Source organism: Nocardia sp. CA-136227 (assembly GCF_050955695.1).
Taxonomy (GTDB): Bacteria; Actinomycetota; Actinomycetes; order Mycobacteriales; family Mycobacteriaceae; genus Nocardia.
The window spans coordinates 2035664-2051714 of record NZ_CP192081.1; the positions used below are offsets into that span (position 1 = coordinate 2035664).

18 protein-coding genes are annotated in these 16051 nt (G+C 68.2%); 10 read left to right on the forward strand and 8 right to left on the reverse strand.

All coding sequences use genetic code 11. From position 1 onward, the window contains the following. Positions 1 to 79 precede the first annotated feature (79 nt). Positions 80 to 1579, forward strand: a complete 1500-nt coding sequence (locus ACQP06_RS09040; RefSeq protein ID WP_433671811.1) for a PucR family transcriptional regulator — start codon at positions 80 to 82, stop codon at positions 1577 to 1579. Here ACQP06_RS09040 and pucL read toward each other — a convergent pair. Beyond that, a complete protein-coding gene (gene pucL, locus ACQP06_RS09045; RefSeq protein WP_433671812.1) occupies positions 1561 to 2481 on the reverse strand; it encodes a factor-independent urate hydroxylase in 921 nt (306 codons plus the stop codon). The two genes, ACQP06_RS09040 and pucL, sit on opposite strands and share 19 nt — an antisense overlap. A 187-nt stretch (positions 2482 to 2668) precedes the next feature. Between pucL and ACQP06_RS09050 the strand changes: the two genes are divergently transcribed. Then, positions 2669 to 4045 carry a uracil-xanthine permease family protein gene (locus ACQP06_RS09050; protein ID WP_433671813.1) on the forward strand — a complete coding sequence of 459 codons (1377 nt, stop codon included), beginning with the start codon at positions 2669 to 2671 and terminating at the stop codon, positions 4043 to 4045. Here ACQP06_RS09050 and ACQP06_RS09055 read toward each other — a convergent pair. Genes ACQP06_RS09055 through ACQP06_RS09065 form a run of 3 tightly spaced genes read right to left on the reverse strand, consistent with a single transcriptional unit; the run spans position 4042 to position 6721 of the window. Beyond that, entirely contained in the window at positions 4042 to 4461 is a 420-nt protein-coding gene (locus tag ACQP06_RS09055) for a molybdenum cofactor biosynthesis protein MoaE (RefSeq protein WP_379101454.1), read from the reverse strand. The two genes, ACQP06_RS09050 and ACQP06_RS09055, sit on opposite strands and share 4 nt — an antisense overlap. Then, a complete protein-coding gene (moaCB, locus tag ACQP06_RS09060; protein WP_433671814.1) occupies positions 4454 to 5482 on the reverse strand; it encodes a bifunctional molybdenum cofactor biosynthesis protein MoaC/MoaB in 1029 nt (342 codons plus the stop codon). Before moaCB ends, ACQP06_RS09055 begins: the two co-directional genes overlap by 8 nt. 33 nt (positions 5483 to 5515) lie before the next feature. Then, positions 5516 to 6721 (reverse strand): molybdopterin molybdotransferase MoeA, encoded by a 1206-nt coding sequence (locus tag ACQP06_RS09065; RefSeq protein WP_433671815.1) that lies wholly within the window; start codon positions 6719 to 6721, stop codon positions 5516 to 5518. Between the two features lie 107 nt (positions 6722 to 6828). On the opposite strand from ACQP06_RS09065, the gene moaA reads away from it, so the two are divergent. The 3 genes from moaA to ACQP06_RS09080 all read left to right on the forward strand — a co-directional run bounded on the left by moaA (position 6829) and on the right by ACQP06_RS09080 (position 8643). Further along, complete coding sequence (gene moaA, locus ACQP06_RS09070; protein ID WP_433671816.1) at positions 6829 to 7887, forward strand: GTP 3',8-cyclase MoaA; 1059 nt, start codon at positions 6829 to 6831, stop codon at positions 7885 to 7887. After that, positions 7880 to 8122, forward strand: coding sequence for a MoaD/ThiS family protein (locus ACQP06_RS09075; protein WP_357096347.1), 243 nt, complete (start codon positions 7880 to 7882; stop codon positions 8120 to 8122). The genes moaA and ACQP06_RS09075 overlap by 8 nt, the downstream gene beginning before the upstream one ends. 98 nt (positions 8123 to 8220) lie before the next feature. Continuing rightward, entirely contained in the window at positions 8221 to 8643 is a 423-nt protein-coding gene (locus tag ACQP06_RS09080; protein WP_433671817.1) for a DUF1003 domain-containing protein, read from the forward strand. Between the two features lie 21 nt (positions 8644 to 8664). On the opposite strand, the gene ACQP06_RS09085 is transcribed toward ACQP06_RS09080, so the two are convergent. The 4 genes from ACQP06_RS09085 to ACQP06_RS09100 all read right to left on the reverse strand — a co-directional run bounded on the left by ACQP06_RS09085 (position 8665) and on the right by ACQP06_RS09100 (position 10808). Then, positions 8665 to 9084 carry a PIN domain nuclease gene (locus ACQP06_RS09085; protein WP_433671818.1) on the reverse strand — a complete coding sequence of 140 codons (420 nt, stop codon included), beginning with the start codon at positions 9082 to 9084 and terminating at the stop codon, positions 8665 to 8667. Further along, the gene (locus ACQP06_RS09090; RefSeq protein ID WP_433671819.1) at positions 9075 to 9293 is read right to left on the reverse strand and encodes a type II toxin-antitoxin system VapB family antitoxin; all 219 of its coding nucleotides are present in this window, start codon (positions 9291 to 9293) and stop codon (positions 9075 to 9077) included. The genes ACQP06_RS09085 and ACQP06_RS09090 overlap by 10 nt, the downstream gene beginning before the upstream one ends. Before the next feature lie 68 nt (positions 9294 to 9361). After that, positions 9362 to 10198, reverse strand: coding sequence for an ammonia-dependent NAD(+) synthetase (nadE, locus tag ACQP06_RS09095; RefSeq protein WP_433671820.1), 837 nt, complete (start codon positions 10196 to 10198; stop codon positions 9362 to 9364). 31 nt (positions 10199 to 10229) lie between these two features. Beyond that, positions 10230 to 10808 carry a TetR/AcrR family transcriptional regulator gene (locus ACQP06_RS09100; protein ID WP_433673273.1) on the reverse strand — a complete coding sequence of 193 codons (579 nt, stop codon included), beginning with the start codon at positions 10806 to 10808 and terminating at the stop codon, positions 10230 to 10232. A 210-nt stretch (positions 10809 to 11018) separates the two neighbouring features. On the opposite strand from ACQP06_RS09100, the gene ACQP06_RS09105 reads away from it, so the two are divergent. The 5 genes from ACQP06_RS09105 to nrdE all read left to right on the forward strand — a co-directional run bounded on the left by ACQP06_RS09105 (position 11019) and on the right by nrdE (position 15926). After that, the gene (locus ACQP06_RS09105) at positions 11019 to 11585 is read left to right on the forward strand and encodes an NAD(P)H-dependent oxidoreductase (RefSeq protein WP_433671821.1); all 567 of its coding nucleotides are present in this window, start codon (positions 11019 to 11021) and stop codon (positions 11583 to 11585) included. A gap of 96 nt (positions 11586 to 11681) precedes the next feature. Further along, positions 11682 to 12602: a G1 family glutamic endopeptidase gene (locus tag ACQP06_RS09110; protein ID WP_433671822.1), complete on the forward strand. Its 921-nt coding sequence runs from the start codon at positions 11682 to 11684 to the stop codon at positions 12600 to 12602. A 450-nt stretch (positions 12603 to 13052) separates the two neighbouring features. Next, complete coding sequence (locus ACQP06_RS09115) at positions 13053 to 13292, forward strand: redoxin NrdH (RefSeq protein ID WP_357096330.1); 240 nt, start codon at positions 13053 to 13055, stop codon at positions 13290 to 13292. Between the two features lie 22 nt (positions 13293 to 13314). Beyond that, positions 13315 to 13785: a class Ib ribonucleoside-diphosphate reductase assembly flavoprotein NrdI gene (gene nrdI, locus ACQP06_RS09120; RefSeq protein ID WP_357096327.1), complete on the forward strand. Its 471-nt coding sequence runs from the start codon at positions 13315 to 13317 to the stop codon at positions 13783 to 13785. 59 nt (positions 13786 to 13844) lie between these two features. Next, a complete protein-coding gene (gene nrdE / locus ACQP06_RS09125; RefSeq protein WP_433673274.1) occupies positions 13845 to 15926 on the forward strand; it encodes a class 1b ribonucleoside-diphosphate reductase subunit alpha in 2082 nt (693 codons plus the stop codon). Positions 15927 to 16051 lie beyond the last annotated feature (125 nt).

Sequence of the window (16051 nt, forward strand, 5' to 3'; positions counted from 1 at the left end):
TGTGATTCCTCGGAAACGGGGTGGCAACAACCGGCTTCTACCGTGACGGACAATTCGGACCGACCACGGGAGGTGCGCTGTGCGAGTACGCGACATCCTCGATGCGCCGCAACTGCGTATGCGGCTGCTCCACGGGGACGCGGGGGACCTGGACCGGACGGTCGCTCGAGTCTGCGCCACCGACATGCCCGACCCCCGGCCCTTCGTCACCCCGGGCGCGTTGGTCTGCACCGGCCTGGTGTGGCGGCAGCAGGCCGCCGACTCCGACCGCTACGTCGGCCTGCTCGCCGGATCCGGCGCGGCGGGCGTGGTGGCCGGGCAGGCCCTGCACGGGCACATCCCCGACGACGTGGTGGCGGCCTGCCGAGACCACGGCCTGCCGCTGCTGTCGGCCCCGCAGAGCGTGCCGTTCAGCCGCATCATCGAATACCTCGCCGAACAGACCGCCGAAGTGCGCTGGCGCCGAGTCCAATCCCGCGCCGACCGCCAGCGCCGCCTGCTCACCGCCGGAGCCGAGATCGACACCCTGATCGCCGATTTCGCCGCCGAACAACAGGTCTCCGCCTGGCTCCTGACCGCCACCGGCACCGTCATCGCGGGCACCGAGCCCCTGACCGACCCCGAGATCGACCGCATCCTCGCCACCGCCCTGACCGCCCCGCGCCTCCCCGCCGTCACCGCCGGAGCCCTGCGCGTCCTCCAGGTCGGCGCCGGTGATCGAATCACCGCCTGGTACCTGGCGATCCGCCCCTCGGCCCCCGAACTCGATCCCTACGGCGCGGACCTCGCAGCGGTGGCCGAGCTCTACCGCCAACGCCGCGCCGACCGCCGGCACCTGAACTGGGAACTGGCCGACCGCTTCCCGGCCCCGTTCCCCGACCGGCCCGGACTCACGGAAGCGGCGATCGTCTGCGAGGTCCACCTCACCACCGGCACCCCGCACGGTGGTCCGGGTCTGCCCGACGGTGCCGCCGCGCTGGGGGCCGTACGCACCGCCCTGCACGATGCCCTGCCGGATATCGTCACCACGATCGACGGGGACGGCAGGCTGGTCGGCGTGACCGCGGGGACCCAGGCCGCGACGGCGGGCGTGGTGAATCGCCGACTCGGCCGAATCGCACCGGCGCTCGGCGGGATCCGGCTCGCGGTCGGGGTGAGCGCGCGGCAGCCGGAGGAACCGCTGGCGGGGACGATCAGCGCGGCGGCGGCCGCGTCCACGGCGGCGCGGGAGGATGCCGGGCCGGTCAGTGTCCGTGTCGCCGATATCGATTCGGCCGTCGGGCTGTTCACCGCGGTGCCCGGTGGATTACAGCGGCGGTTCGCGGAACGTGTGTTGGGGCCGGTGCTGGAGTACGACCGGGTGCACGGGGCCGGGCTGGCGGGGACCCTCGAGGTGTTCCTCGGCTGCGACGGGTCGTGGCGGCAGGCCGCGGAGCGAATGCATGTGCACCTCAATACCGTTCGCTATCGGATCGGACGGATCGAGGAGTTGACCGGGCGGGATCTCGGGCGGATCGAGGATCGGCTCGATCTGTACCTGGCGGTGCGGACGTTGTCGGGTCAGACCGCGCCGGTGTAGGGGTCCCAGGCGATTCCGGGGTCCGGTGCGCCCTCGCGCAGGACACTGGCCTGGATCAGGCCGTAGGGGCGGTCGTCGGCGTGGAACACCTCCCCGTTGTTGGGGACGCCGAAACGGCCGGTGTCGTAGGCGAAGTGGTGCTTGTTGGGCGCGGAGAAGCGGATCTCGGCCAGGCACGGGTAGGCCGCCAGGGCAGCTCGGCCCATCTCGTACAGGGTCTGCTGCAAGGCCTTCGAGTGCAGGGTGGCGAAGGTTTCGATCAGCGCGGCCCGGATGCCGTGGTAGGCGGCGTCCCAGTCGGCGGGCGGGGTGGCGAAGCGCCAGCGGGCGTCGAGGCTGGTGGCGAGGATGCGGTCGTAGGCGGGTTCCAGGACGGTGAACGGGTCGGTCAGGAACCCCGCGAACTCCGAGCCCGTGGATTTGAGGATCACCAGGTCCTTGACGCCGCCGATCACCCATTCGCGCCGGTCCGTGCCGCGGCCGCGCACGGTGATCGCGGCGGTGCGCACCTCGGGGCCGACCCGCGTCCAGGTGTGGTCGTGGCCGCTGCCGCCGACCGGAACCCGTTGCCACGCATACTCTTCGATCTCGATGCGGGCCGAGGTGACCGGCTCGATCTCGCCGGTGAAATGACGGGCCAGCGCCAGCCCGTAGTCCTCGATGCCGCCGTCGCCGTGACTCTTGGCGTAGGTGTAGATGGTCTGCTTCTGCGAATCCGTCGGCAGCACCGCGCCCTGATCACCCACGGTGTGCGCCTCGTCGAACGCGCCGCGCAGACACGAGGACACGTTCAGATCCCGGATCTCGTGGCGTGGCGTGTCGCGGTAGATCCGCACCACCCGGTTCTCGGCCTTCCCGTACTGGTGCGGGCCGAGCACGATCCGGCCGTCGGCTTCGCTCATGGTCGCCTCCCGTGGTCGCTGATCACTGTGCCTCACTGTGACCGACGACGGCCGCCGCACACGCTGGTTCCGCGGACAAATCACCGCACATCGTGACCGCCACGTTTGGCTCATCGGACAAAGGCTCGCACCGGGCGATCTGCCTAGCCTGACCAGCAACCCACCCCGACGGAAGGCAGGGCCACCCATGACATCACCGCATCCCGTGGACACGCGGCTGCCCTGGCATCGCCTGCTGGTGTTCGGCTTGCAGCACGTGCTGATCATGTACACCGGATGCGTCACGGTGCCTTTGGTTTTCGGTGCGGCAGCCAAGCTCGACCACTCCACCGTCGCCCTGCTGATCAGCGCCGACCTGCTGGTCGCGGGCATCATCACCGTGGTGCAGAGCCTCGGACCGGGCAAGCTGGCGGGCGCGCGGCTGCCCATCGTCACCGGCGCCACCTTCGTGGCCATGAGCCCGATGATCCTGATCGCCAAGGACTACGGGCTGCAGGCGCTGTACGGGTCCATGCTGCTGGGCGGCCTCCTCGGCATCGCCCTGGCCTGGCCGTTCGCGTCGATCGTGCGATTCTTCCCGCCGCTGGTGAGCGGCACGGTGCTGACCGTGGTCGGCATCTCGCTGATCGGGGTGGCGGGCGGCCTGATCGTCGGCAGCGACCCGAAGGCCGCGAGCTTCGCCGCGCCGTCCCGGATCGCCTTGGCGGCAGCGGTTCTGGTGGTCGCGCTGGTGTGCACCGTGCTCGGGCGGGGCGTGTGGTCGCAGCTGGGCGTGCTGATCGCCCTCATCGTCGGCATCGTGATCGCGATCCCGATGGGGCTGGTCGAGCTGGAGGGCGTGTCCCGTGCGGCTTGGCTGGGTGCGCCGCAGCCCTTCCACTTCGGGGCGCCGCAGTTCCCGGTGACCGCGGTGGTGGCCATGACCATCGTGCTGGCGGTCGTGTTCGCCGAGTCCACCGCGAGCATGCTCGCCCTCGGCGAGATCACCGGAAAACCCTTGACCCGAGCCGATGTGGCGCGCGGACTGGTCGGCGACGGCCTGTCCGCGGTGCTGGCCGGGGTCCTGAACTCGTTCGTGGACACCGTCTTCAACCAGAATGTCGGCGCGGTCGCCACCACCCGCGTGTACAGCCGCTACGTGACGGCGGTCAGCGGCGCGATCCTGATCGTCCTGGGCCTGGTGCCGCGCTTCGGCGCCCTGGTCGCGACCGTCCCGCAGCCGGTGGTCGGCGGTGTCGGCCTGGTGTTGTTCGCCACCATCGCGGTGATCGGCGTGGACACGCTGCGCCGCGCCGACCTCACCGACCGCGTGAATCTGACCATCGTCGCCGTCTCGATCGGCGTCGGCTTGGTGCCGGTGCTGACCAAGGGCATGTTCGAGAAGTTCCCGTCCTCGGCCCAGATCCTGCTCAACAGCGGCATCAGCCTGGCCGCCGCGACCGCCTTCACCCTGAACCTGCTGTTCAACCACACGCGGCTGGGCGATCTGGCTCGGACCGCCGTGCGAGGTGCGCTGGTGGAAGGGGTGTCAGGAGAAGCCCCGGAGAGCCCGAGAGTCGCCTAACCGCAGGCGTTGACCCATTCGGAGAGCCCGTCGGCGAACATCTGACGCTTCCAGATCGGGACCTCGTGCTTGATGCGGTCGACCAGTTCGGCGCAGGTGGTGAAGGCTTCGGCGCGGTGGGGGGCCGCGACGGCGACGGCGATGGCCAGATCCCCGATGGTCAGGTCCCCGACCCGGTGCACCGCGGCGACCGGCAGCCCGGAGGACGCGGCCACCTCCTCGCACACCTTGCGCAGGAACTGCTCGGCCTGCGGGTGCGCCGAGTACTCCAGCGCCGAAACCGATTGCCCGCCATCGTGATCGCGCACCTTGCCGGTGAACACGACGACCGCCCCGTGATGCGGCCCGTCCACGGCCTTCTCGACCTCGGCCGGATCCAGGTCCTGATCGCTGATCCGGGCCAGCAGCTCACTCATGGTTGCCTCCTCCGGCCACCTGGGCCAGCAGATGTTCGAGCAGCGGTGTCAGCACGGCGATGCCGTCCTTCACCCCGCCCGGCGAACCGGGCAGATTGACGATCACGGTGCGCCCGGCCAGTCCGGCCACGCCCCGGCTCAGCGCCGCGAGCGGGAACTTCGCGGTCCCGGCCTGGCGGATGGCCTCGGCGACGCCCGGCAGCTCCCGATCCAGCAGGGAGAGGGTGGCTTCCGGGGTGGCGTCGGTGGGGGAAGCCCCCGTGCCGCCGGTCGTGACGATCAGGTCCGGTTCCCGGGACAGGGCGTCCTCGAGGCCGTACGTGATGTCGGAGTCCGCGAAGACCAGCGGTCCGCGCACCGAGAAACCCTGCGCGGCAAGCCATTCGGTGAGGACGGGGCCGGTGGTGTCGGTGCGGGTGCCGGCGGCGACGCCGGTCGAGGCGACCACGACGGCGGCCGAGCGGCCCGCACCCGCGAGCGGAGCCGTTGCGGCGGCGGCCTTCTCGTGCGCCGTGTGCTTCTCGTGATGGTGCCCGGCGTGCTGCTCGGCCTCGGGCCGCACCCAATGTCCGTGCTTGCCACCCTCTTTGGTGACCAGCCGCACCCCGTTGAGGGTGGCCGCCGGGTCCACCGCCTTCACCATGTCGTGCAGCGTGAGCCCCGCGACCGCGACCGCGGTCAGCGCTTCCATCTCGACTCCGGTGGGCCCCTTGGTCTTCGCGGTGGCCTCGATGGTGATGGTGGTGTCGGTGAACCCGAAGCTCACGTTCACCGACGACAGCGCCAGCTGATGGCACAGCGGGATCAGTTCCGAGGTCTTCTTGGCCCCGTTGATCCCGGCGATGCGGGCGGTGCTGAGCACGTCGGCCTTGGGCATGTCGTCGGCCCGGACCAGTTTGATCACCTCGGCGGTGGTGTGCAGTTCGCCCGCCGCGACCGCGATGCGCGCGGTGTCGGCCTTCGCGCTCACGTCGACCATGCGGGCGCGACCTTCACGGTCGACATGCGACAACTCACTCATGGGCACCACCTTGGCACAGCGAGGACAGGGTGTTCACAGCGGCCGGACCTCGACGATCGCGCCCGCGGGCAGCTCGGTGACGGCGGCCGGGACGTCGATCAGCACGTCGGCGTGCGCCATGGCCGCGATCAGATGCGAACCCTGCCCCGACACCAGCGTCACCCCGTTCTCGGTCAGCTTGCCGCGCAGGAACTGCCGTTTCCCGGCGGGGGAGCGGACCGCGTCCAGCAGCGGCAGTTCGGTGATCGGCAGCGCGGGCAGGCCCGCGAGTTCGCGCAGGATCGGGCGGGCGAACACCTCGAACGACACCATGGTGCTCACCGGGTTGCCCGGGAAGCTCAGCACCGGGACGCCGTCGACCGTGCTCAATCCCTGCGGGCCGCCGGGTTGCAGTGCCACCGGGCCGAATTCGCCGCCCTGGGCCGCCAGCACCTCCTTGACGACCTCGAAGTCGCCCATGGAGACGCCGCCGGAGGTGAACACCACATCGGCCTGGGCCACCGCCTCGGCCAGCCGCCGCCGGAACTCGGCGTGCTCGTCGGTGGAGTGCGCGACCGACACCACCTCGACGCCGTTGTCGGACAGGGCCGCGGCCAGCGCGATGCCGTTGGAGTTGAAGATCTGGCCCGGCAGCAGGGCCGACCCGGCGGGCCGCAGTTCGTCGCCGGTGGTGAGGACGGCCGCCCGCACCCGCCGCGTCACCTCCAGCTCGCCCAGCCCGACCGCGGCCAGCGCCGCGATGTGCCGGGGCCGCAGCAGGGTGCCCGCCGCGGCCAGCAGTTGTCCGGCGCGCACGTCGGTGCCGGGCTCGCGCACGAAATCGCCGGGGGCGCGGCTGGTTCGGATCGTCACGGTGACGCCGTCGGATTCGGTGTGCTCCACCGGCACCACGCAGTCCGCGCCGGGCGGCACGGGCGCGCCGGTCATCACCTTCACCGCGGTGCCCGGGGCCAGTGTGAGCTTTTCGGTGTTGCCGGCGGCGACCACGCCCGCCAGCGGCAGGGTCGCGGGGACGATCGCCACCGATTCGGCGGCGACCGCGTAGCCGTCCATGGCGGAATTGCGGAACACCGGCAGGTCCAGGGGCGCGTACACGTCGACGGCCAGGCGGCGGTCCAGCGCCGCGGCCATCGGGACGGTTTCCGTGCTCCGACCGGCCAGGGGCCGCAGGGCGTCCTCGATGCGCCGACGATGGTCGTCGACGGGTCGGGCCGGGGCGGTCGCGTGCCGGGAACTCATGCCGCTGAGCCTATACGCGGGTGAATCCTCCAGGTCGTGACCGGCTGATCACCGGGTCCGGCTCGTAGGAATCTACGAAGACTTGCGGGCCCGGCAATAATGGTGCAATGACCGTGGTCGCGATGGGCATGCCCGCTGTGCGAACCGGGCGGCCCGATATCGACGGCCGCCCGGACACCCCGCTCCTGCTCGACCGTTTCGGGCGGGTGGCGCGGGACCTGCGCGTGTCCATCACCGAGAAGTGCTCGTTGCGCTGCACCTACTGCATGCCCGAGGAGGGCCTGCCCGCGATCCCGGCCGACGAACTGCTCTCCACCGGGGAGATCGTGCGGCTGGTGACCCTCGCGGTCCGTGAACTCGGCGTGCACGAGGTGCGCTTCACCGGCGGCGAACCGCTCATGCGCCGCGACCTCGAGCAGATCATCGCGGGATGCCATGCGGCACTGCCGGATACGCCGCTGGCCATGACCAGCAATGGCGTCGGACTCGAGCATCGCGCCCAGGCCCTGGCCGACGCGGGCCTGAAGCGCATCAATATCTCCCTCGACACCGTGGACCGCGACGGCTTCCACCGCCTGACCCGCCGCGATCGCCTCGCCTCGGTGCAGGCCGGGATCCGCACCGCCATCGCCGCCGGGCTCACCCCACTCAAGGTGAACGCGGTCCTCATGCGCGAAACCCTCGACGGTGCGGCCGATCTGCTGCAGTGGTGTCTGGACGTGGGCGCGGAACTGCGCTTCATCGAGGAGATGCCGCTCGACGCCGACCACGAGTGGGCGCGCGCCAATATGATCACCGCCGCCGAACTCCTGGACGTCCTCGGCAAGCGCTTCACGCTGGCCGAGACCGACCGCGAGGACCCCTCCGCCCCCGCCGAGCGCTGGCTGGTGGATGGCGGCCCCGCCACGGTCGGCATCATCGCCTCGGTCACCCGCAAGTTCTGCGGCGACTGCGACCGCACCCGCCTCACCGCCGACGGCCGCATCCGCTCCTGCCTGTTCAGCGACCAGGAGTACGACATCCGCGCCGCCCTGCGCTCCGGCGCCACCGACCCCGACATCGCCGCCCTCTGGCGCGGCGCCATGTGGAACAAGTCCGCCGGCCACGGCATCGACGTCGCCGGCTTCGTCCCGCCCACCCGAACGATGGGAGCCATCGGTGGTTGAGGTCCGCTATTTCGCCGCGATCGCCGACGCCGTCGGCAAGGACAAGGAAACCCTGTCCCTCCCGCCCGGCGCGACCATCGCCGACCTCCGAACCACCCTCTCGGCCACCTACGGCCCGAAACTCGACCCCATGCTCAAGGTCTGCGCCTACCTCATCGGCGACGAACTCACCCGCGACGCATCCACCCCACTCACCCCCCGCGTGGACGTCCTGCCCCCGTTCGCCGGCGGCTAGACCCCCGCGTCGAACCCGGCCGCGCATCGCAGCGAATTGCGCTGCCGGGCGCTAACATTCGCCGGTCCCCGCACGTCGTCGCCAGGAGACCGAGCCGAATGACGCAACCGCCGCAACCGACCCCGCCGCCGATCCAGCCGCATCCCGCGTTCGCGCAGGTCCAGGAGGCGCGGGCCGCCAGCCTGCAGCTGCGGGTGGCGGACTGGATCACCAAGTTCGCGGGCTCGATGACCTTCGTCTACATCCATGCCATCGGCTTCGCGGTGTGGATGCTGCTGGTCGAGAAGAGTCCGTGGCCAACCCTGACGCTGGTGGTCTCGCTGGAAGCGATCTTCCTGTCGACCTTCGTCATGATCGGCCAGAACCGGCAGGCCGATTTCCAGCAGGCCAAGGCCGATCACGACTTTCAGGAACAGGAGCTCGAGCTCAAGACCAATACCGAGCTCACCCGGGCCATTCACGCCATGACATCCGAGCTGCACCGGCGTCTGCTCGAGGAGCCGGATCAGAAGAAGGGCTGACGGAGGCGGTCGATCGACCTCTCAGGCCGACCCGGCGGGGAGGATCCACCGTGTCGGCTGGCCGGTGATCTTGGCGATCGTGTCGAAATCCGCGTCGTAGTGCAGGACGGTCAGCTCGGCAAGTTCGGCGGTGGCTGCCACCAGGAGGTCGGCGATACCGGCGCTTCGCAGGCAGCCCCGCTTGGCCAGCTCGTACTGCACCTCGCGTAACCGGGTCCAGACTCGATCGGGCATCGGCTGCCAGGGATAAATGGCGGCGAGGTCGTCGCGGTCCTGTTCGAAGTCGCTCAATGACCTTGCGGAGTATAGGAATTCGGTCTCCGTGGCCGCGCAGATATGGACCAGTCCGGCTTGTAGCGTGCTGGCCCATACGGCCGAGACATCTGGATGCCCCATCCGGGCCAGAGCGCTTGTGTCGATCAGATACCGAACTATCGCCACGCCTCGTCCCTTCGGCCCGGGTCGATCACATCGTCGTAGGCGCCGGACCTCGATCGGGCCTGCATCCGTTCCAGCGCGGCCGAACGGCGGTGGCAGGCGATGACCTGACGTAGGGCGGCATTCACCGTGTCCTTCTTGGTGGTGGTGCCTAGGAGGCCACTGACTTCCGCCAGGGCCTCATCGTCGATGTCGATCATCGTGCGTGACATGGCCGCCTCCTGTATGCCTGAACGGGATATCCTCAAGCATACGGATGCGGTGGTTTATATGCCTCGGTTCAGCGCCACCAAGTATCGAGCGGGGTCACCGGGACCGCGCGCTTGTGGCGAGTGTTGAGGAAGATCCGCTCCAGCTTCTCCGAGACCTCGGGGCCGACGTCCTTGCCCTCGAGGTAGTCGTCGATCTGGGAGTACTTCAGGCCCAGCGCTTCCTCGTCCGGCAGGGCCGGGCGGTCGTCCTCGAGGTCGGCGGTGGGGACCTTCTGCCAGACGCTGGGCGGGGCGCCGAGTTCCTGGAGCAGGGCCGCGCCCTGGCGCTTGGTGAGACCGGTCAGCGGGGTGATGTCGACACCGCCGTCGCCGAACTTGGTGAAGAAGCCGGTGACCGCCTCGGCGGCGTGGTCGGTGCCGACGACCAGCAGGTTGAGCTGGCCGGCGATGGCGTACTGGAGCAGCATGCGCTCGCGGGCTTTGATGTTGCCGCGCACGAAGTCCCGCAGGCGGGGCTCCTCGTGCAGTTCCACGATGCCGGTCGCGGCCTCACCGGCGGCGGCGTCGGCGCTGGGCTTGACGTTCACCGCGACCGAGCGGTCCGGCTGGATGAAGGACAGGGCGATCTGCGCGTCGTGCTCATCGGCCTGGATGCCGTAGGGCAGGCGCGCCGCCACGAAGGTGGCCTCGCGGCCCTCGGCGCGCAACTCCTCGACGGCGAGCTGGCACAGCCGTCCGGCGAGGGTGGAGTCCTGGCCGCCGCTGATGCCGAGCACGAAGCCGGTCGCGGGCGTGGAACCCAGGTACTCCTTGAGGAAGTCGATGCGTCGCCGCACTTCGGTTTTCGGTTCGATCGACGGCAGGACGCCCAATTCGGCGATGATCTGTGCGCGCAGGTTCCCCATGGGCACACTCTACTGAACGGGCCCGCCGCCGCTACCGGTCGGCGGGCGCGGTCACCTGCCGGACCAGGGTCTCCCAGTGGTCGCCCACCTGGTCGGGTGTGTAGCGCAGCTGCCGGACCTGGTGCAGCACCAGCCCCGCGTCCAGACTGGCCAACAGCGTGTCGGCGGTGAGTCCGATGTTTCCGGGCGCCCCGGCCTCCCGGAGCAGCAGGGAGACATGGGTTTTCGCGATGTTGTAGGGCGGTCCGGCGTACTGCCCGCCGATGGCGGCGTTCTTGCGCACATCGCCCTCTACCTCGACGGTGGCCAGCCGGGCGCGCCCGTAGGCGATGAGCCGTTCGACGGCGGGCGCGCCCGGTCCCAGCGGCGGCGGCCCGAACATGTAGGCCCACTGCAGTTTCTGATCGGACTGGTCGAGCAGGGCCAGCATCAGCCCGGCCCGATTGCCGAAACGCCGGAACACGGTGCCCTTGCCGACGCCGGCCAGTTTGGCGACCGCGTCCATGGTGACCGCGTCCGCGCCCTGTTCGCGCACCAGCGTCTCGGCGGCGTCGAGCAGCAGTTGCCGGTTGCGGGCGGCGTCGCTGCGTTCGTGGCTGCTGCCGGGCATGAGAAGGGGGACCGAATGCGGCGGGGGCTGCTGGGTGCCGACGGGTTCGATCGGGAGGGCGATGTTCGGCAGTGCCGGAACGACGTCATCCGGCGATGTGTCGCGTGTCACAGGCTGTCTGCTCCTACCCGGGAATGTAAACGGACTGGGGTCCGGTTACAGTCTATCGAAAGATCCACCGCTGCATCAGTAACCCTTGGAGTGATCATCATGTCGCAGACCCGCATCCTCGTCCTGGTCGGAAGCCTTCGCGCCGCGTCGATCAACCGCCGTCTGGCCGAGGCCGCCGTGCAGACCGCTCCCGAGGGCGTCGGGATCGCCATCTACGAAGGCCTCGGCGACATTCCTTTCTACAACGAGGACCTCGACGTCGAGGGCGGTGTCCCGGCCGCCGCGCAGGCGCTGCGTGACGCCGTCGGCGCCTCGGACGCGCTGCTGCTGGTCACCCCCGAATACAACGGCACCCTGCCGGCCGTGCTGAAGAACGCCATCGACTGGGCGTCGCGGCCCTACGGCGCGGGCGCGCTCAAGAGCCGTCCGGTCGCCGTGGTCTCCGCCTCGATCAGCGCGAACGCCGCCAAGTGGTCGCACGACGACGCGGTGAAGGCGCTGGGCGTCGCGGGCGCGGAGGTCGTGAAGGAGGCGTCGCTGAACTTCGGCACCATCGGTTCGCGCTTCGTCGAGACCCACCCGGCCGACGATGCCGAGGCGCTCACCCAGCTGGCCGCCACCGTGCGTTTGCTGGCGGAAGATGTCAAGGCTCGGGCAAACGCCTGATACTCCCCGCGATCACTCGCTGAATTCAGCGCAAGGCCACGGCTTTCGAGTCGTGGCCTGCCGCTTTTCTCGGACATTTCGGGCTACCGTCTGTCCATGAAGTTATCAACGGGCAACTCTGTGTGGGGCCGTTGTTTCATGGCGGTCACCCTGGCCGCGTCCGCCGCCTCGATGGCGGTCGGCAATGCGGCCGACGCGACGGCCGAGTCGTACACCTCGGATGTCTCCGATCTCTCGAATGCCCGTCTCTTCCTCGGCAACTGGGCCGGGTACGTGGTGAAGGGCGATTTCCGGGAGATCAGCGCCACCTGGGTCCAGCCCGAGATCGAATGCCGCAATCCCGGCGTCCTGCAGCGCGTCGTGCCCTGGGTGGGGCTCAATGGCGCCACCGGCCTGGACGGTCAGGTCGCGCTGCCGCTCATGCAGACCGGCGTCGAATCCCTGTGTGCCAGTGACGCGGCCGTGTACGCGGCGCTGCCCGGGCTGCAGGTCGAATCGGTCGCCGCAGGCCTGGCCTACGTCGATCCGCATCTGGCGGGGACGGTGATGAACGCCGGGGGCAAGGTCTCCAATGTCCTGGGCGCGGCCGCGGACGGCCTCTGCTCGCTGGGCATCTTCGGTGGATTCTGCCGCCCGGAGAAACAGGTCGACGGGTGGTGGGAGAGGTATCCGGACGCGCCGGTGACCTATGACGACGTGACGATCAATCCCGGCGACACCATGCATTCCACGGTCAGCTGGGACGGCGGCCGCTATGTGATGACGCTGGAGAACCGCACCGCGCGCTGGACCCGCACCACCGTCGCGCCCTCGGCCGTCCCGGCCCGCACCGCCGAGATCGTGGTGGAGGGTCATCTCGACGCCGCGCTGCCCGGGTTCGCGCCGATCACCTTCACCGAGGTCACCATCGACGGGCGCCCATTGTCCGATTACGCCGCGGAGACCTACGGCATCCCGGCCACCAATCGGTTGCTGGCGCCCGGTCCGATCGAGGGCGCGTCGTTCACCATCCGCTAGGACCGGGGGCGATGCCGCGACACGCCGGGGCGAGCGGGCGATCCGGAATCGGTCGCTCGACTCGGAAGGAATGCGAACCGGGTGGTCGCTCGAGTCTCCTGTGACTCGTGAGATGGGTGTTGATCAGCGGTGATGGTGTGTTTGCTGGAAATGAACTGAATGCCGAAATTGTGATGTGTGACTCAGTCGTGTCGAGTTGCGAATCGGCTGTCCAGGTACTTACCCGTCCGGAATTTCACCTTTGTGAGTCGCAACATGTCGTGTTGTATGAGTTTGTCGGCCACTAGGTGTAGTGTCTTGGGAGCTGGAAGGCCACAAGGACGAGACCTCGATCACGGGCCGGTGACCAGGAGCTTCGGCTCCGCTTCCAGGGGTTTGCGCATTTACTACGTGGATCTTGTTTCAGGTGTGCACTGCAGACAGATCAAGGCTGAGGAGAAGGGGATACCTATGACCATCACCGTTTACACCAAGCCCGCTTGTGTCCAGTGCAACGCGACCTATCGCGCCCTCGACAAGGCTGGTGTCGACTACAGCGTCGTCGATATCTCCGAGAGCCCGGAGGCGCGCGACTACGTGATGGCCCTGGGTTACCTGCAGGCCCCCGTCGTGGTCGCCGGGGATGACCACTGGTCCGGCTTCCGTCCGGACCGCATCAAGGCGTTGGCCGACGTCGTCGCCGTCGCCTGACGCTTCCGTCAACGGTCAGGAGATGACCGATATGTCGAGTGAGACACCGAATCTCGTCTACTTCTCGAGCGCTTCGGAGAACACTCACCGCTTCGTCGAACGGCTGGGCCTGCCCGCCGTCCGCATTCCGCTTCACACCGCCGACTCGCTTCGCGTCGACCGACCTTTCGTGCTGATCGTCCCCACCTACGGGGGAGGTCGGCACGTTTTGGGTGGGCAGCGATCCGACAAGGAATTCGTGCCCCGCCAGGTGGCCAAGTTCCTCAACGATCCACACAATCGCGCCCTGCTGCGCGGCGTGATCGCGAGCGGCAACACCAACTTCGGCGATACGTACTGCTATGCGGGAGAAGTGATCTCACGTAAGGCAGGGGTTCCGTACCTGTATCGCTTCGAACTCATGGGAACTGCTGAGGACGTCGAGCGCGTCCGCGAGGGATTGGGAATCTTTTGGCAACGACAACCGCACCGGTCGGAAAGACTGCCCGCGTAGAGCGCCCCGTCAGCGGCGACTCCGCGACCGAGGGGCTGGACTACCACGCCCTCAACGCCATGCTCAACCTGTACGGACCCAACGGCGAGATCCAGTTCGACAAGGACCGGGAAGCCGCGCACCAGTACTTCCTGCAGCACGTCAACCAGAACACGGTGTTCTTCCACAACCTCGACGAGAAGCTCGACTACCTCGTCAAGGAGAACTACTACGAGACCGAGGTGCTCGACCAGTACTCGCGCGCCTTCATCAAGAGCCTGTTCCAGCAGGCCTACGCCAAGAAGTTCCGGTTCCCGACCTTCCTGGGCGCGTTCAAGTACTACACCTCGTACACGCTGAAGACCTTCGACGGCAAGCGCTACCTGGAGCGTTTCGAGGACCGCGTGTGCATGGTCGCCCTGACCCTGGCCGCCGGTGACGAGACCCTGGCGGGCGAGCTGGTCGAGGAGATCATGGACGGCCGCTTCCAGCCGGCCACCCCGACCTTCCTCAACTCGGGCAAGAAGCAGCGCGGCGAGCCGGTGTCCTGCTTCCTGCTGCGCATCGAGGACAACATGGAGTCCATCGGGCGCTCCATCAACTCCGCCCTGCAGTTGTCCAAGCGCGGCGGCGGTGTGGCGCTGCTGCTCAGCAATATTCGTGAGACCGGCGCGCCGATCAAGAAGATCGAGAACCAGTCCTCGGGCGTCATCCCGATCATGAAGCTGCTGGAGGACTCCTTCTCCTACGCCAACCAGCTCGGCGCGCGGCAGGGTGCGGGCGCGGTGTACCTGCAGGCGCACCACCCCGACATCTACCGCTTCCTCGACACCAAGCGCGAGAACGCGGACGAGAAGATCCGCATCAAGACGCTCTCGCTGGGTGTGGTGATTCCGGACATCACCTTCGAGCTGGCGAAGAAGAACGAGGACATGTACCTGTTCTCGCCGTACGACGTGGAGCGCATCTACGGCGTGCCGTTCGCCGACATCAATGTCACCGAGAAGTACTACGAGATGGTCGACGACAAGCGGATCCGCAAGTCCAAGATCAAGGCTCGCGAGTTCTTCCAGACCATCGCCGAGCTGCAGTTCGAGTCGGGCTACCCGTACATCATGTACGAGGACACCGTGAACCGGGCCAACCCGATCGCGGGCAAGATCACCCACTCCAACCTGTGCTCGGAGATCCTGCAGGTCTCCACCCCGTCGGAGTTCAACGACGACCTGTCCTACTCCAAGGTGGGCAAGGACATCTCGTGCAACCTGGGCTCGCTGAATATCGCGAAGACCATGGATTCGCCGGATCTGGCGAAGTCGGTCGAGACCGCGATCCGCGCGCTGACCGCGGTGTCGAACCAGACCCACATCAACTCGGTGCCCTCGATCGAGCAGGGCAACAACGAGTCCCACGCCATCGGCCTGGGTCAGATGAACCTGCACGGCTACCTGGCGCGCGAGCACGTCCACTACGGCTCCGAAGAGGGCGTGGACTTCACCAACATCTACTTCTACACGATCGCCTACCACGCGATTCGCGCGTCGAATCTGATCGCGCAGGAGCGGGGTACGTACTTCGGCGGCTTCCCCGAGTCGAAGTACGCCTCGGGTGAGTTCTTCGACAAGTACACCGAGCAGGTGTGGGAGCCGGCCACCGAGCGCGTGCGCCAGATCTTCGCCGACGCCGAGGTGCACATTCCCACCCAGGACGATTGGCGCGAGCTGAAGGCCCTGGTCATGAAGCACGGCATCTACAACCAGAACCTCCAGGCCGTGCCCCCGACCGGGTCGATCTCCTACATCAACCACTCCACCAGCTCCATCCACCCGGTGGCGTCGAAGATCGAGATCCGCAAGGAAGGCAAGATCGGCCGCGTCTACTACCCGGCCCCCTACCTGACCAACGACAACCTCGAGTACTTCGAGGACGCCTACGACATCGGCTACGAGAAGATCGTCGACACCTACGCCGCGGCCACGCAGCACGTCGACCAGGGCCTGTCGCTGACGCTGTTCTTCAAGGACAGCGCCACCACCCGCGACGTCAACAAGGCCCAGATCTACGCCTGGCGCAAGGGCATCAAGACGCTGTACTACATCCGCATCCGGCAGATGGCGCTCGAGGGCACCGAGGTCGAGGGTTGCGTGAGCTGCATGCTCTGACGTTCGCATCCGAGAAGGGCGTTTCCGGCTTCCCGCCGGGAGCGCCCTTTGTCGTTGCTGTGGCCGATCCCACGTTTGCGTCGGGCCCGATTGTGAACTCTCCAGAAGGTGGCTTTCACGCTGTC

Excerpts from the sequence above, each read along its gene's own strand:
- pucL (WP_433671812.1), bottom strand. The coding sequence starts at position 2,481 with ATGAGCGAAGCCGACGGCCGGATCGTGCTCGGCCCGCACCAGTACGGG.
- ACQP06_RS09050 (WP_433671813.1), top strand. The coding sequence starts at position 2,669 with ATGACATCACCGCATCCCGTGGACACGCGGCTGCCCTGGCATCGCCTG.
- ACQP06_RS09055 (WP_379101454.1), bottom strand. The coding sequence starts at position 4,461 with ATGAGTGAGCTGCTGGCCCGGATCAGCGATCAGGACCTGGATCCGGCC.
- moaCB (WP_433671814.1), bottom strand. The coding sequence starts at position 5,482 with ATGAGTGAGTTGTCGCATGTCGACCGTGAAGGTCGCGCCCGCATGGTC.
- ACQP06_RS09065 (WP_433671815.1), bottom strand. The coding sequence starts at position 6,721 with ATGAGTTCCCGGCACGCGACCGCCCCGGCCCGACCCGTCGACGACCAT.
- moaA (WP_433671816.1), top strand. The coding sequence starts at position 6,829 with ATGACCGTGGTCGCGATGGGCATGCCCGCTGTGCGAACCGGGCGGCCC.
- ACQP06_RS09080 (WP_433671817.1), top strand. The coding sequence starts at position 8,221 with ATGACGCAACCGCCGCAACCGACCCCGCCGCCGATCCAGCCGCATCCC.
- ACQP06_RS09090 (WP_433671819.1), bottom strand. The coding sequence starts at position 9,293 with ATGTCACGCACGATGATCGACATCGACGATGAGGCCCTGGCGGAAGTC.
- nadE (WP_433671820.1), bottom strand. The coding sequence starts at position 10,198 with ATGGGGAACCTGCGCGCACAGATCATCGCCGAATTGGGCGTCCTGCCG.
- ACQP06_RS09100 (WP_433673273.1), bottom strand. The coding sequence starts at position 10,808 with ATGCCCGGCAGCAGCCACGAACGCAGCGACGCCGCCCGCAACCGGCAA.
- ACQP06_RS09105 (WP_433671821.1), top strand. The coding sequence starts at position 11,019 with ATGTCGCAGACCCGCATCCTCGTCCTGGTCGGAAGCCTTCGCGCCGCG.
- ACQP06_RS09110 (WP_433671822.1), top strand. The coding sequence starts at position 11,682 with ATGAAGTTATCAACGGGCAACTCTGTGTGGGGCCGTTGTTTCATGGCG.
- ACQP06_RS09115 (WP_357096330.1), top strand. The coding sequence starts at position 13,053 with ATGACCATCACCGTTTACACCAAGCCCGCTTGTGTCCAGTGCAACGCG.
- nrdI (WP_357096327.1), top strand. The coding sequence starts at position 13,315 with ATGACCGATATGTCGAGTGAGACACCGAATCTCGTCTACTTCTCGAGC.
- nrdE (WP_433673274.1), top strand. The coding sequence starts at position 13,845 with ATGCTCAACCTGTACGGACCCAACGGCGAGATCCAGTTCGACAAGGAC.